The following is an 18,025-nucleotide window of genomic DNA, read 5'->3' as shown; positions in this document are numbered from 1 at the left end:
AGTGGCAATATGACAATCATCTTTCCGTAAAACGGGATAATTATGGACCGACTCAGCGCGATGGCGCTGCTGGTGAAAGTGGCCGAACTCGGCAGTATGTCGGCGGCGGCGCGGGCGCTGAATATGCCCCTGACCACCGTTAGCCGCCAGATTGGCGAACTGGAAAATACCCTCGGCGTGCGCCTGATGATCCGCACCACCCGCAAGCTGACGCTGACCGATGCCGGCGTCGATTATGTCGCCGCCGCGCGGCGCATTCTCGAAGAGGTGGAGAACGCCGAGCGCCAGGCGGCGGGCGAATATCAGGAGCCAAAAGGCGAACTGGTTCTCTCAGCCCCAACCATGTTCGGTCGTCAGCATGTTTTGCCGGTGGTGACGGATTTTCTCGCCCGCTACCCGCAGATTCGCGTCCGTTTACTGCTTAGCGACCGCAACGCCGATCTGGTGGGCGATCATATTGATTTAGCGGTGCGTATCGGCACGCTGCCGGACAGCGGGATGGTGGCCACCCGGCTGGGCGAGATGCGCATTGTGACCTGCGCGCACCCGGCTTTGCTGGAAAAACACGGCATACCCGAACGCCCGCGCGAGCTGGCCGCGCTACCGATCATTCGTATTGAATCGCCGATGCCTTATCGCGGCTGGCGCTTTAACGCCGAAGAGGCGGAGGACCGGCTGGTGGCGCTGCAGCCGGTGCTGTCGCTGACCACGCCGGAGAGCGCCGCCGACGCCGCCCGCCTGGGGGCCGGCGTGGCGCGCCTGCTGCATTACCAGGCGATCGACGGCCTGGCCCGCGGCGAGCTGAAGCTGCTCCTGCAGGCGATGGAACCAGAGCCTGCACCGGTGCACCTGCTGTACACCTCGCGGGATCTGGCTCCGCTTAAGCTGCGTAAATTTATCGATTTCGCCGCGCCGGCTCTGCATCGGGCGCTGCTGCGTATTGCCGCCGCCGTCTAGCGTGTGCCGGTTTTCAGCGGCGCTTCTTTCAGTAGCCAGGAGAGGGCAAACGCCACCGCCATAATGCAGGCCGCCATCAGAAACGCCGCATGGATAGCGGACCCGAAGGCGTCCAGATAATCGAGGCGGATCTCCGCCGGGAGATTCTGTACCGCCGCCGGGTTCAGCGCCCTCGGCAGCTGCGCCCCTTCCGGCAGCAGGCGCTGGAGATTGCTTTGCAGCACGTGAGTAAACACTGCCCCAAACAGCGCCACGCCGATGGAACCGCCAATCGATCGAAACAGCGTGACCCCGGAGGTCGCCACGCCGTACATCTGCGCGGGCATCGCGTTCTGTACCGCCAGCACCAGCACCTGCATCACCAGCCCCAGGCCCGCCCCCAGTACGCCGGTAAACAGGTACAGCTGCCACATCGCGGAGTGGATGGTGATGCGCGTCAGCAGCACCATGCCGACGACCCCCAGCAGGGTGCCGATAATCGGAAATACGCGATACTTGCCGGTGCGGCTGATAATGCGCCCGCTGACGATCGAGGTCAGCAGCAGGCCGCCCATCAGCGGGATCAGCTGCAGGCCCGCCTCGGTCGGCGTCGCCTCTTTGACCACCTGCAAATAGAGCGGCAGGAAGGTCACCGAGCCGAACAGCGCCATGCCGATAACAAAGCCAATCAGGCTGCACAGCAAAAAGCTGCGGTTGCGGAATAAGGAGAGCGGAATAATCGGCTCGCTGGCCAGCCGCTCTTCATGAATAAAGCCAACGATCCCGACCAGGCCAAACGCCAGGATGCACCACAGCTGCGGGTCGCTCCACGCGCGGACGCTGCCGCCCTCGGAGGTAAACAGGATGATGCACAGCAGCGCCATGCTGAGGTAAATCGCCCCCAGCCAGTCGATCTGGTGCTGGCTGCGCTTGTTGCTGCTGTGAAAAACCGCACCGATCACCAGCAGCGCAAACAGCCCCAGCGGCAGGTTGATGTAAAAAATCCAGCGCCAGGAGGCGTGCTGCACCAGGAAGCCGCCGATTAACGGCCCGATTACCGTCGCCAGACCAAAGACGCCGCCGAACAGACCCTGATAGCGGCCGCGATTCGCCGGCGGGATGACGTCAGCCACCGCCGCCATGCTGATCACCATCAGGCCGCCGCCGCCCAGCCCCTGCAGGCCGCGCATCAGCACCAGCTGGGTCATATTTTGCGCCAGCCCGCAGAGGGCGGAACCGGCAAGAAACAGCACAATCGCCACCTGCAGAACGATTTTGCGCCCGAACAGATCGCCGAATTTACCGTACAGCGGCACCGCGATGGTCGAACTCAGGATGTAGGCGGTGACCACCCAGGAGAGCTTATCCAGCCCGCCGAGCTCGCCGACGATGGTCGGCAGCGCGGTGGAAACGATAGTCTGATCCAGCGCCGAGAGCAGCATCACCAGCAGCAGGGCGCTGAAGAGCAGGCGGATCGAGGGCACCGCCGGTTGGCTGGCGATTTCAGATGTCATAGCATCACTCGCTTGAAATTAATTAAATGCATAATTAATATTTAGGGAAATGATGAATCTGGTCAAGGGATCGCCACAGGATGTCAGCACAAAAAGACAACGAAGCCCCGCGTCGTCCCGGTCGCCCGCGCGGGCAGAAATCCGGCTCCGCCAACCGCAAACAGCTGATGGATATTGCCCTGGCGCTGTTTGCGCGCCACGGGATCGCCCGCATTTCGCTGAACGCCATCGCCAAAGAGGCGGGGGTAACGCCCGCGATGCTGCACTACTATTTCAGCTCGCGCGAAGCGCTGGTGGAAAAGCTGGTCGAAGAGCGCTTTATGCCGCTACGCAGCGAGATCGGACAAATTTTTGTCGCGCACGGCGACGATCCGGTCACCGCTTTTACGCTGCTTATTGAAACCCTGGCGGCCATGGCGGAGAAAAACGCGTGGTTCGCGCCGCTGTGGATGCAGGAGATCATCGGCGAGATGCCGGTGCTGCGCCAGCATATGCACGCGCGTTTTGGCGATGAGAAGTACCACAAGATGCTGGAGACGGTGCGCCGCTGGCAGCGGGAGGGCAAGCTTAATCCGGCGCTCTCCCCGGAGCTGCTGTTTACCACCCTGATAAGCCTGGTGCTGGTGCCGTTTTCCCGCCCCCACACCGATTCGCGGTTGCAATCGGTAGACCGGAAGATGATTGTCAGCCACGCCCTGGCCCTGATAGGCCGGGGGATCGGCGGCTAATTCCCCCGGTTCGCGCTGCGCTTAGCCGGGCTACAGGTTCACAGCCGTCTGCAATCCGGGGAATACAATCCGGTTCACAACCGCCTGCGATCGGGTAGCCCGGATAAGGCGACAGCCGCCATCCGGGGGATTCAATCCGCTTCACAGCCGCCTGCGTTCGGGTAGCCCGGATAAGGCGACAGCCGCCATCCGGAGGATTCAATCCGCTTCACAGTCGCCTGCGTTCGGGTAGCCCGGACAGGCGCACAGCGCCGCCTCCGGGAGGGTCTCCTGAGGCCCGGCTTACAATACTTTCGACAAATAGTGGCGCTGCATGCCCACGTGCGGAAAATCCGGCAGCGACATCTGCAGCTGATAGCCCAGCTTCTGATAAAACGGCAGCGCCTGAAAGCTGAACGTATCCACCAGCACGTGGCTGCAGCCGCGCGCCCGCGCCTGGTTTTCCGCTTCATGCATCAGCTCGCTGCCAAGGCCGCTGCCGCGCGAGGCTTCGCTGACCCACAGATAGTCAATACACAGCCAGCTGCCCTTGCGTTTGCCGATCAACCCGCCGCGCATCGCGCCAGCGTCATCGCGTGAATAAACGCCCAGCTCGCCGAACTGAGCCGGGTCCAGAAAGCGCAGATTGTATTCCCGCAGTCCCGCCAGCAGCTCTTCTTGATCGGCGGGATTAATGTTCTCTGTTATTATTAATGTCATTGATTATCTCCATCTTTTATTTTTCACAGACCATTCACCACCCTACTTTCACAAAATATCCTTTTTTTCTCCATTATTTCCTGACTAAATTCCCTGCACTAAATTTTGTGTAAAAAACCTTCCCATCATTCGGTACAGACGTATAATGGGGAAAAATGAGAACGATCATTCTCAAAACCAAAAACCATGGAGAACCCCACAAGTAATGCCCTGTAGCAGGCGTTATCGCTCGGTTCAGAGCCTGTAACCGCCGTCTGATGCCGTATTCGCCGCACGGGAAAATCTCGGAAAAACCGCTTAATCAATAGCGGTATTCACCGAGTTATTTACTGCAAACAGGAATATTTATTTCCCATTGGGTTATTTGTGCTTGCCCGGAGATGCATCATCGCCCGGCCCATCACCCCGCCAGTGAATTTGCGGGGCGGACGTCGTTCATCCTGAGAAAATATAATGAAATATACTTTAGCCCCCATCGCAGCAGCATTATTTCTCCTTAGCGGGTGCGATAATGCGCAAAACGCTTCCCCGCAGCAGATGACGCAGGAAGTGGGTGTCGTTACCCTGCACGGCCAGCCTGTCCCGGTGGTGAGCAGCCTGACCGGACGCACCACCGCCTCGCTTAGCGCCGAAGTGCGCCCGCAGGTCGGCGGGATCGTGCAAAAACGCCTGTTTACCGAGGGCGATATGGTCAAAGCCGGACAGGCGCTGTACCAAATCGACCCGTCAAGCTATCGCGCGACGTTTAACGAAGCCGCCGCATCGCTTAAACAGGCCCAGGCGCTGGTCATCGCCGATTGCCAAAAAGCCCAGCGCTACGCGGTGCTGGTCAAAGATAACGGCGTCTCCCGTCAGGACGCCGATGACGCGATAGCGACCTGTAACCAGGATAAGGCCAGCGTCGAGTCGAAAAAAGCGGCGCTGGAAAGCGCGCGCATCAACCTGAACTGGACCACCGTGACCGCACCGATTGCCGGGCGCATCGGGATCTCTTCCGTCACGCCGGGCGCGCTGGTGTCCGCCGATCAGGATACCGCGCTGGCGACGATCCGCGGCCTGGATACGATGTACGTCGATCTCACCCGATCCAGCGTCGATCTGCTGCGCCTGCGTAAGCAAAGCCTGGCGAGCAACAGCGATACTCTTAACGTCACCCTGACTCTTGAAGATGGCAGCACCTACAGCGAAAAAGGTCGCCTGGCGCTGACCGAAGTGGCGGTGGATGAATCGACCGGCTCGGTCACGCTGCGCGCGGTCTTTCCCAATCCGCAGCACGTGCTGCTGCCGGGGATGTTCGTTCGCGCCCGCATAGACGAAGGCATCATGAACGATGCGATCCTCGCCCCGCAGCAGGGCATCACCCGCGATGCCAAAGGCGATGCCACCGCGCTGGTGGTTGACGCTAATAACAAGGTTGAACAGCGCAGCGTGGAAACCGGCGAAACCTACGGCGACAAATGGCTTATCGTCAACGGCCTGAAGAGCGGCGACAGGTTGATTGTCGAAGGAACCGGCAAAGTGGCGCCGGGCCAGCAGGTCAAAGCCGCCGAAGTCAAAAATGACGGAGGCAACGCCTGATGTTCTCCCGTTTCTTCGTGCGACGCCCGGTCTTCGCCTGGGTTATCGCCATTCTGATTATGCTCGCCGGGATTCTGGCTATCCGCACCCTGCCGGTCGCCCAGTATCCTGACGTCGCCCCGCCGGCGATAAAAATCTCCGCCACCTACACCGGGGCCTCTGCGGAAACCCTGGAAAACAGCGTCACCCAGGTTATTGAGCAGCAGCTCACCGGACTGGACAACCTGCTCTACTTTACATCCACCAGCAGCTCCGACGGCTCGGTCAGCATTACCGTCACCTTTGAGCAGGGTACCGATCCGGATACCGCCCAGGTTCAGGTGCAGAACAAAGTGCAGCAGGCGGAATCCCGTCTGCCGAGCGAAGTTCAGCAGTCCGGCGTAACGGTGGAGAAATCGCAGAGCAGCTTCCTGCTGATCCTCGCGGTGTATGACAAAAACAACAAAGCCACCAGCTCCGACATCTCCGACTGGCTGGTCAGCAACATGCAGGATCCGATGGCGCGTATTGAAGGCGTCGGCAGCCTGCAGGTGTTCGGCGCGGAATACGCCATGCGCATCTGGATGGACCCGACCAAACTGGCCTCATATTCGCTGATGCCATCCGATGTGCAATCGGCCATTGAGGCGCAGAACGTGCAGGTGTCCGCCGGTAAAATCGGCGCGCTACCCGCCTCCAACGCGCAGCAGCTGACCGCCACCGTGCGTGCCCAGTCGCGGCTGCAAACCGTCGCCCAGTTCAAAGAGATTATCGTCAAGAGCAAGAGCGACGGTTCGGTGGTGCGCCTGAGCGACGTCGCCCGCGTTGAGATGGGCAGCGAAGATTACACCGCCTCCGCCAATCTCAACGGCCATCCGGCTGCCGGGATCGCGGTGATGATGGCGCCGGGCGCTAACGCCCTGAATACCGCGACGCTGGTGAAAAACAAGATTGCCGAGTTCCAGCGTCAGATGCCGCAGGGTTACGATATCGCCTACCCGAAAGACAGCACCGAGTTCATCAAAATCTCGGTGGAGGATGTGATTCAGACGCTGTTCGAGGCGATTATCCTCGTAGTCTGCGTGATGTATCTGTTCCTGCAAAACTTCCGCGCCACGCTGATCCCGGCGGTGGCGGTTCCGGTCGTGCTGCTGGGCACCTTCGGCGTGCTGGCGCTGTTCGGCTACTCCATCAACACCCTGACGCTGTTTGCGATGGTGCTGGCGATAGGCCTGCTGGTGGATGACGCCATCGTGGTGGTGGAAAACGTCGAGCGTATCATGCGCGACGAGGGGCTGCCCGCCCGCAAAGCCACCGAAAAATCAATGGGCGAAATCTCCGGCGCGCTGATCGCCATTGCCCTGGTGCTCTCGGCAGTGTTCCTGCCGATGGCCTTCTTCGGCGGCTCAACCGGGGTGATTTATCGCCAGTTCTCGGTGACCATTATCTCGGCGATGATGCTCTCCGTGGTGGTCGCCTTAACCTTAACCCCGGCGCTGTGCGGCGCGCTGCTGAGCCATTCTAAACCGCATACCAAAGGCTTCTTTGGCGCCTTTAACCGCCTGTGGGGACGCACCGAGCAGGGCTATCAGCATCGTGTTGTTGGCGGCCTGCGCCGCTCGGCGATGATGATGGGCGCTTTTGTCCTGATTTGCGGCGGCATGGCGCTGGCGATGTGGAAACTGCCGGGCAGCTTCCTGCCGACGGAGGATCAGGGCGAAATCATGGTCCAGTACACGCTGCCCGCCGGGGCGACGGCGGTACGTACCGCCGAGGTTCGCCGCCAGGTCACCGACTGGTTCCTGACGAAAGAGAAAGCCAATACCGACGTGATCTTTACCGTCGACGGCTTTAGCTTTAGCGGCAGCGGACAAAACGCCGGGATGGCCTTCGTGTCGCTGAAAAACTGGTCCGAACGTAAAGGCGAAGAAAATACCGCTCAGGCCATCGCCCTGCGCGCCACCAAAGAGCTCGGCAGCATTCGCGACGCCACCCTGTTCGCCATGACCCCGCCGTCGGTAGATGGCCTGGGGCAAAGCAACGGCTTCACCTTCGAACTGATGGCCAGCGGCGGTACCGATCGCGATAGCCTGATGAAAATGCGCAGCCAGCTGCTGGCCGCGGCGAATCAAAGTACCGAGCTGCAGTCGGTACGCGCCAACGATCTGCCGCAAATGCCGCAGCTGCAGGTGGATATCGATAATAACAAAGCCGTGTCGCTCGGGCTGTCGTTAAGCGATGTCACCGATACCCTTTCCAGCGCCTGGGGGGGGACCTACGTTAACGACTTTATCGATCGCGGTCGCGTGAAGAAGGTCTATATCCAGGGCGAAAGCGACGCCCGCGCCGTGCCGTCCGACCTCGGTAAATGGTTTGTGCGCGGCAGCGACGACAGCATGACGCCGTTCTCCGCCTTCGCCACCACCCGCTGGCAATACGGTCCGGAAAGCCTGGTGCGCTACAACGGTTCCGCCGCCTTTGAAATCCAGGGTGAGAACGCCAGCGGCTTCAGCTCCGGCGCGGCAATGGACAAGATGGAGGCCTTAGCCAATAACCTGCCCGCCGGTACCACCTGGGCGTGGAGCGGCATGTCGCTGCAGGAAAAACTCGCCAGCGGCCAGGCGATGAGCCTCTACGCTATCTCGATTCTGGTGGTCTTCCTGTGCCTCGCGGCGCTGTATGAGAGCTGGTCGGTACCGTTCTCGGTGATCATGGTGATCCCGCTTGGGCTGCTCGGCGCGGCGCTGGCGGCGTGGATGCGCGGTCTGAGCAATGACGTTTACTTCCAGGTGGCGCTATTAACCACCATCGGCCTGTCGTCGAAGAACGCCATTCTGATCGTCGAATTCGCTGAATCGGCGGTGGAAGAGGGCTACTCCCTGTCGCGTGCCGCCATGCGCGCCGCGCAGACCCGTCTACGCCCTATTGTGATGACCTCGCTGGCGTTTATTGCCGGGGTGCTGCCGCTGGCGATCGCCACCGGAGCCGGGGCCAATAGCCGCGTGGCGATCGGTACCGGGATTATCGGCGGCACCCTGACCGCAACGCTGCTGGCGGTGTTCTTCGTGCCGCTGTTCTTTGTGCTGGTGAAACGTTTCTTCACCCGCCATCGTTCTTCTCAGGAGTAAGTTATGTTTCGTTTTACCTTAGTTTTTGTTGCGCTCCTGACGGCGGGCTGCGTCTCTCTCGACCCGCACTATGAACGTCCGGCCGCGCCTGTCCCGGCGACCCTGCCGGGTAGCCACGGCGAGGCAACCGCGGTAGTCAGCGACTGGCAGCAGGTAGTGAATGACGCTCGCCTCAAAAAAGTGGTGAACATCGCCTTGACCAGCAACCGCGACGTGCAGAAAGCGCTGGCCGATATCGAAGCCGCGCGCGCCCAGTTTGGCGAAACCCGCGCCTCGCTGTTTCCGACCCTCGACGCCGAGCTGAGCCATACCCGCAGTAAAACGGTGGCCAGCGGCCTCACCTCGTCAGCGGAAGCCGACGGCGCGGTTTCCAGCTTCGAGCTGGATCTGTTTGGCAAGAACCAAAGCCTGACGCGCGCGGCGCGGGAAACCTGGCTTGCCAGCGAATTCACCGCCCAGAATACGCGTCTGACGATGATCGCCGATCTGACCACCGCATGGATAACGCTCGCCGCGGACAACAGCAATCTGGCGCTGGCGCAGGACACCATGGCCAGCGCGGAGAACTCGCGCCGCATCGTCACCCGCCAGATGGAAGTCGGCACCGCCTCGGCAGGCGACCTGAGCGATGCCGAAAGCGTTTATCAGCAGGCGCGCGCCAGCGTCGCCAGCTACCGCACGCTGGTGGCGCAGGATAAAAACGCGCTCAACCTGCTGGCCGGAGAAACCGTGCCGGATAGCCTGCTGCCCGGCACGCTGGAAAGCCTTGGCGATCGGAGTATCACCCTGGTGCCGGCGGGCGTCTCTTCATCGGTACTACTGCGCCGCCCGGATATCCAGGAAGCGGAGCATAATCTGAAGAGCGCTAACGCCGATATCGGCGCGGCGCGGGCCAATTTCTTCCCGTCCATCTCGCTGACCGCCAGCGCCGGGGTCGGCAGCGACTCGCTCTCGTCGCTGTTCAGCCACGGCATGCAGGTGTGGTCATTCGCGCCGTCCATCAGCCTGCCGCTGTTTACCGGCGGCAGCAACCTGGCGCAGCTGCGCTATGCTGAAGCGGAGAAAAAGGGGCTGATCGCCACCTATGAGAAGACGATTCAGAGCGCCTTTAAGGATGTCGCCGACGCGCTGGCGCGCCGGGAAACGCTCAGCGAACAGCTGGACGCGCAGAATAAATACGTCGCGGCGGAGCAGAAATCGTTGAATATCGCGATGAAGAGCTATCAGGCCGGGGTCGGAGATTATCTGTCGGTGCTGACCGCCCAGCGAACGCTGTGGTCGGCGCAGGCCACGCTTATCTCCCTCCAGCAAACGGATCTGGAAAACCGCATTACCCTCTGGCAGTCGCTGGGAGGCGGCGCCAGCTAACGCTTTTGCCGGGCGGCAACGCCCGGTTTGATGACAAGGAGCCCGTTGATATGTCCCGAATTTCCCTCTCCTGGGTCGTGGTTCTCGGTTTGCTCAGCGCCATTGGGCCGCTGTGTACCGACTTCTATCTGCCCGCGCTACCGGAAATCACCCAGCAGCTCAGCGCCACCGGCACGCAGACCCAGCTTTCGCTGACCGCGGCGCTGATTGGCCTCGGCCTTGGACAGCTGTTTTTTGGCCCGCTGAGCGACCGCATTGGCCGTAAAAAGCCGCTGGCGCTCTCCCTGCTGCTGTTTATCTTCTCCTCGGCGATGTGCGCGATAACCTACGATATCCATATGCTGATCGCCTGGCGCTTTCTGCAGGGCTTCGCCGGCGCGGGCGGTTCGGTGCTGTCGCGTTCCATCGCCCGCGACAGGTATCAGGGTACGCTGCTGACCCAGTTTTTCGCCCTGCTGATGACCGTTAACGGCATTGCGCCGGTGCTTTCACCGGTACTCGGCGGCTGGATCATCACCGCCTTCGACTGGCGTATCCTGTTCTGGGCGATGGCGGCGATCGGCGTTGTCTTGCTGCTGCTCAGCCTGACGGTGCTGCACGAAACGCTGCCGGCCAAAAGCGCCGCCTCGGCTACGCGGCAGCAGGCTGATGCGCCGGTGCTGAAAAACCACCGCTTTATGCGCTACTGCCTGATTCAGGCCTTTATGATGGCAGGGCTGTTTTCGTATATCGGCTCGTCTTCGTTCGTTATCCAGAGCGAATATGCCATGAGCGCGATGCAGTTCAGCCTGCTGTTCGGCCTTAACGGTATCGGGCTGATTATCGCGGCGCTGATCTTTTCCCGCCTGGCGCGCCGCTTCAGCGCCGAAGCCCTGCTGCGCGGCGGCCAGCTGCTGGCGGTGGCGTTTGCCGCCATCACCCTGCTCTTCGCCTGGCTACCGCAGCCGACGCTGGCGCTGGTCGGCCTGTTTTTTACCGTTTCCATGATGAGCGGTATCAGTACCGTTGCCGGCTCGGAAGCGATGAACGCCATTCACGCCCGCCAGTCCGGCACCGCTTCCGCCCTGATGGGCACGCTGATGTTTGTGTTCGGCGGTATTGCCGCGCCGCTGGCCGGTCTCGGCGGCGAAACGATGCTCAAAATGAGCTTCGCGATGACCCTTTGCTATCTGGCCGCGCTGCTGATTGGCCTGAAAAAGCCGCGCCCCATCGCATAACCTCCTCAGGGGTAATAAAATATTCCAATTATATTACCCCTATTTTTCCCGCCAGTACTGTAATCTCCTATTATTCCTTCAACACCAATCGTGATAACCTTCACAGGAAAGGAATAATTAATTCCTTATACTGCCCGCCACCGTGACTAAAGAGGTTCCTATGAGTATCGACCTGAGCAAACTGCTGACCGAGCGCCGCAACGCCAATAGCGCCAACATTGATATCCTCACCACCGAAGAGATGCTGACGGTGATTAACCAGGAAGACCAGCAGGTGGCTCACGCCATCACCCCCTATCTGCCGCAAATTGCCCAGGTGGTGGATAAGGTCGCGGCGGCGCTGCAGGCGGGTGGTCGACTGATTTACATTGGCGCGGGCACTTCCGGGCGTCTGGGGATCCTTGATGCCAGCGAGTGTCCGCCGACCTTCGGCACCCGCCCGGAGCAAGTGGTGGGCATTATCGCGGGCGGCCATAAAGCCATACTGAGCGCCGTAGAGAACGTCGAAGACAACAAAGCGCAAGGGGCGATGGACCTGCAGAACCTGAACTTTAGCAGCCGCGACGTGCTAGTCGGCCTGGCCGCCAGCGGACGCACGCCGTACGTCATCGGCGCGATGGAGTATGCCCACAGCCAGAACGCTTTTGTCGCCATCGTCAGCTGTAACCCGCACGGCGAAATGGCCCAGCTGGCGGACGTCGCCATTACGCCGGTCGTGGGTCCGGAAGTGGTGACCGGCTCAACGCGCCTGAAGGCGGGCACAGCGCAGAAGCTGGTGCTGAATATGATTTCTACCGGGGCGATGATCCGCATCGGCAAGGTCTACAGCAATCTGATGGTGGACGTGGAAGCGACCAACGCCAAGCTTATCGAGCGCCAGGTGTCCATCGTCATGGAAGCGACCGAATGCGATCGCGCAACCGCCCAGAGCGCGCTGGAAGCCTGCGATCGCCACTGCAAAACGGCGATTGTGATGGTGCTGGCTGATTTAAGCGCCGCGGATGCCCAGGCGCTGCTGGCAAAAAATAATGGCTATATCCGCAAGGCGCTGAGCCACTCCTGACCGCTGACTCACGGGTAATCTGCAATGGCAAAAATAAATAAAGAGATGATAGCGCGGATCCTGCAGCACGTTGGCGGAGCCGGGAACGTCGCGCAGGCGGGCAACTGTATGACCCGGCTGCGCCTGACCCTGCGCGATGAATCACGGGCCGATAGCGCCGCCATCCGCCAGATTGACGGCGTAATGGGGGTGATCGTTAGCGATGAACAGTTCCAGGTCGTCCTTGGGCCCGGCAAGGCGCAAAGCGCGGCGGAAATGATGAATGCGTTACTGGAAGAGGCCCCGGCGGATGCGCCATCGCTGGCCGATGTCGCCGCCGAAAAGAAACAGGCGCTGAAGAGCAAGCAAACCAGCGGTATTCAAAAATTCCTCGCGAAATTCGCCACCATCTTCACCCCGCTCATTCCCGGCTTTATCGCCGTCGGCCTGCTGTTGGGGTTCGCGACCCTGGCGGAGCAGATATTTGTCCTCGAAAACGCGCATCCGAACGCGACATTGATGGCGCTGATCGGCTACATGAAGGTGTTCAGCAAAGGGATGTTTACCTTCCTGAGCATCCTGATCGGCTATAACGCCCAGAAAGCCTTCGGCGGCTCCGGGGTCAACGGGGCCATCATCGCTGCGCTGTTTGTTCTCGGCTATAACCCGGAAGCCACCAGCGGCTTCTATTCCGGGATTTCCACCTTCTTCGGCCACGGTATTGACCCGCGCGGCAATATTATCGGCGTGCTTATCGCCGCGATTATCGGCGCGTGGGTGGAACGACAGGTACGCCGCATCATGCCTGCCAACCTCGATATGATCCTCACCTCGGCGGTGACGCTGCTGATCATGGGCGCGATCACCTTTACCGTCATTATGCCTATCGGCGGCTGGCTGTTCACCGGGATGTCATGGCTGTTTCTGCACCTTAACGGTAACCCGTTCGGCTCTGCGGTACTGGCCGGCCTGTTCCTGCTGGCGGTGATGTTCGGCGTCCATCAGGGCTTCGTGCCGGTCTATTTCGCGCTGGTGGATGCGCAGGGGTTTAACTCGCTGTTTCCGATTCTGGCCATGGCTGGGGCCGGACAGGTTGGTGCGGCGCTGGCGCTGTTCTGGCGGGCGAAGCACGGTTCTCTGCTGCGCACGCAGATTAAAGGGGCGATTATTCCCGGCTTTCTCGGCATCGGCGAACCGCTGATTTACGGCGTGACGCTACCGCGCATGAAGCCCTTTATCACCGCCTGCCTCGGCGGCGCCTGCGGCGGTTTCTTCCTCGGGCTTGTCGCCTGGATGGGGCTACCGGTCGGCCTGAATACGGTATTTGGCCCGTCCGGGCTGGTGGCGCTGCCGCTGATGACCTCCGGCAGCGGGATCTACGCCGGAATGGCGGTGTATGCCGCCGGGCTGGCGGTCTCTTACCTGTGCGGCTTCGCCCTGACCTGGCTGTTCGGCAGTAAAAACGTTGATTTGAGCTAAGAGGCGCGCACGGCGCATAAAAATTGAATCTTTTTTAACCCGCCGAATGGCGGGTTTATTTATTTCTGTGTAATCTACACGTGTAGATTACACAGGAGATTCCCTATGCCAGCCGCAAAACGCAATAAGCAGAACGTCAGCGTGACACTGGACCCAGGCCTGGTTAAACAGGCTCGTGAGGTCGGCATCAATCTGTCTCTAACGTTGACTAACGCTCTAAAAAGCGAAATCCACAGCCTCGAAATAGCCCGCTGGCAAAAAGAAAATGCCCAGGCAATCGACTACCTCAATAATTTAACTGAGGAAAATGGACTTCTCTCTGATGAATACAGGACGTTCTAAATATGCAGTATTACGTTTATAAGAATACAGGTCGAATTGCTGCGTATCCTTACCTCCTTGATGTACAGAGTGACATTATCGGCAAGCGCAATACTCGGGTCGTAATTCCACTGTTTCCACTGAAAAACTATAAAGGTCCACGCGCCGATCGTTTAACACCGCTTGTCACCGTAGAAGGGGAAGAATACGTCGTGATGACTCACGAACTCGCCAGCATCCCACATCGTGTTCTGGGTGAAGAAGTTTGTAATCTGAATCACCAGCGCGAAGTCGTTAAAGCTTCAATGGATTTTCTTTTCGACGGGATCTAACTCGCTACAAGCTTACGCGTCAGATCGCCAAACCCAACGATCTTCCGCCGCAAGGGGCACGCAAATACTCCGACTACCCTTTCCTGCCCCGCTTCCCGCGCGTGCTCATGCTATGATACTGCTTTCGCGCTATTTTCACCTGAGGGAAAGATGGGCTCCAGCAAAAAAGGGATGCTGAACGTACTGATCGCCGCCGTGCTGTGGGGCAGCTCGGGCGTCTGCGCGCAATATATTATGCAGCAAAGCCAGATGTCATCGCCGTTTCTGACCATGACGCGCCTGCTGTTCGCCGGCCTGATCCTTCTGATGCTCTCGTTCTTCCACGGCGATAAGATTTTCCGCGTCCTGCAAAACCGCAAAGACGCCGCCAGTCTGCTGATTTTTTCGCTGTTCGGCGCGCTTACCGTGCAGTACACCTTTCTGATGACTATCGAGCAATCCAACGCCGCCACCGCGACGGTGCTGCAGTTTCTGTCGCCGACGATTATCGTCGCCTGGTTTGCCATCGCCCGCAAAACGCGCCCCAGCCCGCTGGTGCTCGCGGCCATCGCCACCTCGCTGGCGGGCACTTTCCTGCTGGTGACCCACGGCAACCCGACGACGCTGTCGATTTCCCCCACGGCGCTGTTCTGGGGGATTGCTTCGGCGTTTGCCGCCGCTTTTTATACGACTTATCCTTCGACGCTGATTGCCCGCTACGGCACGCTGCCGATTGTCGGCTGGAGCATGCTGCTCGGCGGCGCCATGCTGCTGCCGTTCTACGCCGGACAGGGCAACCATTTTGTGGTGACCGGCGGCCTGCTGCTGGCCTTTTTCTACCTGGTGGTAATCGGCACCTCGCTGACCTTCAGCCTCTATCTGAACGGCGCGCAGAAGATTGGCGGCGCGAAGGCGGGGATCCTCAGCTGCGCGGAGCCGCTGAGTAGCGCCCTGCTCTCCCTGCTGCTGCTCGGCATCACTTTTACTCTCCCGGACTGGCTGGGCACGCTGCTGATTCTCTCGTCGGTGGTGCTGATCGCCATGGATTCGCGGCGGCGGGTTAAAACGGCCTGACGATTATCGGCCAGGAGAGGCTGCGACCGGCGTTTGCAGCCTCTTCAGGTCGTCATCCGTCAGCTCGCAAGCCACCTGCACCAGCTCGCGCTCAAACCCCTGCTCCAGAAGTGAACGGGCAATACGCAACGCTTCTTCTTGTCTACCCTCTTGTTTACCTTCTAACTTGCCCTCTAACTTGCCCTCCAACTTGCCTTCTCGTCTCCCTTCCTGCCGTAGCCTTTCCGCAATCGTCATGAGTACCTCCTTATGTTGAGGAACGCGCCGCTCGACCTCGTGAAGAAATTCACCAAAATGAGGCGCATCGCCGCACTGCAGCATGTAATTAAACAGCGCTTTCAGCTGGCTGTCATTAGCGCAACCTTTAACCAACAGCTCGGCTAATCGCTCCACCAGGCCAAGTAAATCGCGCTGGCGAATATGCTTTTGAATCAGCTCCAGCAGCGCCACGCGCCGGTGCTGCATAATGTCGTCATCCGGCACCACCGTAATATCCACCAGCGGGAAAGCGGCGGCATAAAGTCGTCGCGCCGTCTGCGTATCAGTAAACTCATCCAGCCAGCAAAGCGAGAAGGGATAGGGACTTTTCGCGCCGTGATAAAACAGCATCGGCACCACCAGCGGCAACGTTTTGTGCCCGGCATCCAGATGACGCTGCATCGCCGCCAGCGCGTAGCGCATCAGCCTGAATGCCATATGCGCATCCGGCGTGCTCTGATGTTCAATCACCACATAGATATAGCCGTCACCGTCGCGGGTTTTCAGCGACCACAGCACGTCGGAGTAGCTGGCGCGCAAATCGGCCTCAATAAAGCTGCCGGACTCCAGCTTGAGCGTTTGCAGATTACACAGCTGGCGCAGCGAAGCGGGCAGATGAATGTCGATAAAATCCCTGGCGCACTCGGGATGCGATAAAAACTGTTTAAAAACCGCATCGTGCGGCGTCGAGGGGGTTCCTTTTTGCGTCATGGTCCGCCATCCCTGGAACGTAATGGCTGGAATATATCCGTCCCAAAAAGCGCAAACACCTGTGCAACAACGGCTTTGCTTGCCGATACGAAAGATAAATTTCAGCGGCTGAAACAGACTCATTCTTATGGAAACCAGCGCGCAAAATGTTGGTTCAGGAATGCGTCTATAGTTAGAGGAACCCTTTAATAAAAATAAGGATATCCGTAATGAAGAGAATGAGTTTTGCGCTTTCGCTGGCAGCCAGCCTGATGTTCTCCAGCGTGGCGACAGCTGCACCGCTCTCCGGGCTGAAGTTTGAACAGCAAAAGCAGCAGATAGTGAAGGATGTGAGGAAAAATTGCCCTACCAGCAGCGCGCTGGATGATACGCAGTTTGCTAACCGCGTGCTGGAATCAGCGGAAAATAAGACCGCCGTACAAAGCGCGACGCGGGCGCTGGATAAAAACAACAGCGCCGCTTATCAGAAGGCCATTAGCGGCATTCAGTGCCCAACGCCCTAGCACCGGGCGCGGAGGCGTCACCATCAGCGGTTCGGAATGATCAAATCTCCGCGCAGCGGGCTGCTAGCGAGCATTTGCGTCTTCTCGGTCAGCCAGTTGACTATCTGGCTGGCCATCGCGTCCATGGAATATTCAATCGCCGGAATCGTCGGAATACCGGGCAGCTGTAACGAGCCCGCCAGGCTGAACACCATGACTTTTTCCGGCACCGCGCGATTAAACGCCTGGAGCTGCGGCACCACCAGCTGCGCCTGCTGCTCGTTGGCAACCAATAACGCATTAAAATTCAGGGTGGTTGCGTTGTTCACCAGCTCCTGAACCGCCACGGACGGCGAATGGCTGTCGAGAAAAACCAGGTTGCGATTGAACGGCAGAAAATTCTTTTCCAGCGCGTGCTTGTAGCCCAGCAGAACCTGGTCAGCAAAGCCGTTAGCCTGAGGATGAATCAGCGCAATCTGCCGCCGCCCCTGGCTTATCAGATAGTTGCAGGCCGTTTCCGCCGCAAAGGCGTGGTCAAACTGAATGCTATTCGTTGCGTCACTTTCCAGGCAGTCAATCAGCACTACGTCGGGCCGGTCGATATTGAGCGGAAACCGCGCGCCGATGATTAACACATTATCGCAGAGGCCGCAGGTCAACTCTTCCAGCGAATGGAGCACTCTGCCGCGGCTGTTGGCAAAACGCAGCAGCAGGTGCATCTGGTGCTGGCTGAGCTGTTTTTCCAGCGCGTAGAGATAGCTGGTGGTTTGATTAATGTTGTCCTGGGCGCAAATGACGCCGATGCAGCCGGTGGTCTGACTCAGCAAAGATTGCGCGATCATATTCGGCCGGTAGTTAAGCGCTTCCGCCGCCTGCAATACCGCCTGTCGGCTGGCTTCCTTTACGCCGCGCGAACCACTCAACACCCGAGAGACTGTGGCTTTAGACACCCCAGCTAACCGTGATACATCGTTGATTGTAGACATTATTTTCCCCTGACAGGGCCAGTCCGATCCCTGTAAATCCTTAAACCTGAATCGCTTCAATAATAACCAGCGGCAGTATATCCGTTTCCCTTTTTATTTGGAAACCGATTTTCCGTTTCATGGAAAATCGTAGCAAAAACCAGGAAAATTTGTGAGCCAAATCTAATTAACACGTCCTTTGACTGACAGATCTTGACGGTTATCACAGTTCTGT

The 18,025-nt window shown here is 59.2% G+C and carries 16 protein-coding genes; 12 read left to right on the top strand and 4 right to left on the bottom strand.

Annotation, left to right across the window (positions count from 1 at the left end):
- The first annotated feature begins 42 nt into the window (after positions 1-42).
- Positions 43-957, top strand: a complete 915-nt coding sequence (locus tag JLG71_RS00340) for a LysR family transcriptional regulator (protein WP_200913929.1) — start codon at positions 43-45, stop codon at positions 955-957.
- On the opposite strand, the gene JLG71_RS00335 is transcribed toward JLG71_RS00340, so the two are convergent.
- Positions 954-2,450: an MDR family MFS transporter gene (locus JLG71_RS00335; protein ID WP_032695129.1), complete on the bottom strand. Its 1,497-nt coding sequence runs from the start codon at positions 2,448-2,450 to the stop codon at positions 954-956. The genes JLG71_RS00340 and JLG71_RS00335 overlap by 4 nt on opposite strands.
- Before the next feature lie 80 nt (positions 2,451-2,530).
- Between JLG71_RS00335 and JLG71_RS00330 the strand changes: the two genes are divergently transcribed.
- On the top strand, positions 2,531-3,178 hold the full coding sequence (locus JLG71_RS00330; protein WP_200913928.1) for a TetR/AcrR family transcriptional regulator: 648 nt from the start codon (positions 2,531-2,533) through the stop codon (positions 3,176-3,178).
- Between the two features lie 282 nt (positions 3,179-3,460).
- Here the strand turns inward: JLG71_RS00330 and JLG71_RS00325 are convergent, their stop codons facing one another.
- Entirely contained in the window at positions 3,461-3,877 is a 417-nt protein-coding gene (locus JLG71_RS00325; protein WP_025107590.1) for a GNAT family N-acetyltransferase, read from the bottom strand.
- A 453-nt stretch (positions 3,878-4,330) separates the two neighbouring features.
- Here JLG71_RS00325 and JLG71_RS00320 point away from each other — a divergent pair, with 453 nt between their 5' ends.
- From JLG71_RS00320 to JLG71_RS00280, 9 genes are all read left to right on the top strand, one after another.
- Positions 4,331-5,455 (top strand): efflux RND transporter periplasmic adaptor subunit, encoded by a 1,125-nt coding sequence (locus tag JLG71_RS00320; RefSeq protein WP_014227293.1) that lies wholly within the window; start codon positions 4,331-4,333, stop codon positions 5,453-5,455.
- Positions 5,455-8,562 (top strand): multidrug efflux RND transporter permease subunit EefB, encoded by a 3,108-nt coding sequence (gene eefB, locus JLG71_RS00315; protein ID WP_200913927.1) that lies wholly within the window; start codon positions 5,455-5,457, stop codon positions 8,560-8,562. The genes JLG71_RS00320 and eefB overlap by 1 nt, the downstream gene beginning before the upstream one ends.
- Positions 8,563-8,565: 3 nt before the next feature.
- A complete protein-coding gene (locus JLG71_RS00310) occupies positions 8,566-9,930 on the top strand; it encodes an efflux transporter outer membrane subunit (protein ID WP_014839827.1) in 1,365 nt (454 codons plus the stop codon).
- Positions 9,931-9,980: 50 nt separating this feature from the next.
- The gene (locus JLG71_RS00305) at positions 9,981-11,147 is read left to right on the top strand and encodes a multidrug effflux MFS transporter (RefSeq protein ID WP_025107588.1); all 1,167 of its coding nucleotides are present in this window, start codon (positions 9,981-9,983) and stop codon (positions 11,145-11,147) included.
- 160 nt (positions 11,148-11,307) lie between these two features.
- Positions 11,308-12,210 carry an N-acetylmuramic acid 6-phosphate etherase gene (murQ, locus tag JLG71_RS00300; RefSeq protein ID WP_009654080.1) on the top strand — a complete coding sequence of 301 codons (903 nt, stop codon included), beginning with the start codon at positions 11,308-11,310 and terminating at the stop codon, positions 12,208-12,210.
- A 24-nt stretch (positions 12,211-12,234) separates the two neighbouring features.
- Positions 12,235-13,668 (top strand): PTS N-acetylmuramic acid transporter subunit IIBC, encoded by a 1,434-nt coding sequence (gene murP / locus JLG71_RS00295; RefSeq protein ID WP_048262922.1) that lies wholly within the window; start codon positions 12,235-12,237, stop codon positions 13,666-13,668.
- A 105-nt stretch (positions 13,669-13,773) separates the two neighbouring features.
- Entirely contained in the window at positions 13,774-14,010 is a 237-nt protein-coding gene (locus tag JLG71_RS00290) for a type II toxin-antitoxin system CcdA family antitoxin (protein ID WP_014227298.1), read from the top strand.
- A gap of 2 nt (positions 14,011-14,012) precedes the next feature.
- Complete coding sequence (locus JLG71_RS00285; RefSeq protein WP_014227299.1) at positions 14,013-14,321, top strand: CcdB family protein; 309 nt, start codon at positions 14,013-14,015, stop codon at positions 14,319-14,321.
- A gap of 150 nt (positions 14,322-14,471) precedes the next feature.
- On the top strand, positions 14,472-15,374 hold the full coding sequence (locus tag JLG71_RS00280; protein WP_014227300.1) for an EamA family transporter: 903 nt from the start codon (positions 14,472-14,474) through the stop codon (positions 15,372-15,374).
- 3 nt (positions 15,375-15,377) lie between these two features.
- Here the strand turns inward: JLG71_RS00280 and JLG71_RS00275 are convergent, their stop codons facing one another.
- The gene (locus tag JLG71_RS00275) at positions 15,378-16,343 is read right to left on the bottom strand and encodes an Rpn family recombination-promoting nuclease/putative transposase (RefSeq protein WP_064357600.1); all 966 of its coding nucleotides are present in this window, start codon (positions 16,341-16,343) and stop codon (positions 15,378-15,380) included.
- Between the two features lie 209 nt (positions 16,344-16,552).
- Between JLG71_RS00275 and JLG71_RS00270 the strand changes: the two genes are divergently transcribed.
- Positions 16,553-16,846, top strand: a complete 294-nt coding sequence (locus JLG71_RS00270) for a YicS family protein (RefSeq protein ID WP_064357598.1) — start codon at positions 16,553-16,555, stop codon at positions 16,844-16,846.
- A gap of 23 nt (positions 16,847-16,869) precedes the next feature.
- On the opposite strand, the gene JLG71_RS00265 is transcribed toward JLG71_RS00270, so the two are convergent.
- Positions 16,870-17,811: a LacI family DNA-binding transcriptional regulator gene (locus tag JLG71_RS00265; protein WP_025107585.1), complete on the bottom strand. Its 942-nt coding sequence runs from the start codon at positions 17,809-17,811 to the stop codon at positions 16,870-16,872.
- Positions 17,812-18,025: the final 214 nt, after the last annotated feature.

The sequence above is a fragment of the Klebsiella michiganensis genome (genome assembly GCF_015139575.1).
GTDB classification, from domain to species: domain Bacteria; phylum Pseudomonadota; class Gammaproteobacteria; order Enterobacterales; family Enterobacteriaceae; genus Klebsiella; species Klebsiella michiganensis.
Note: the sequence above shows the minus strand (reverse complement) of the source record. Positions and strands in the feature narration are given on the sequence as shown.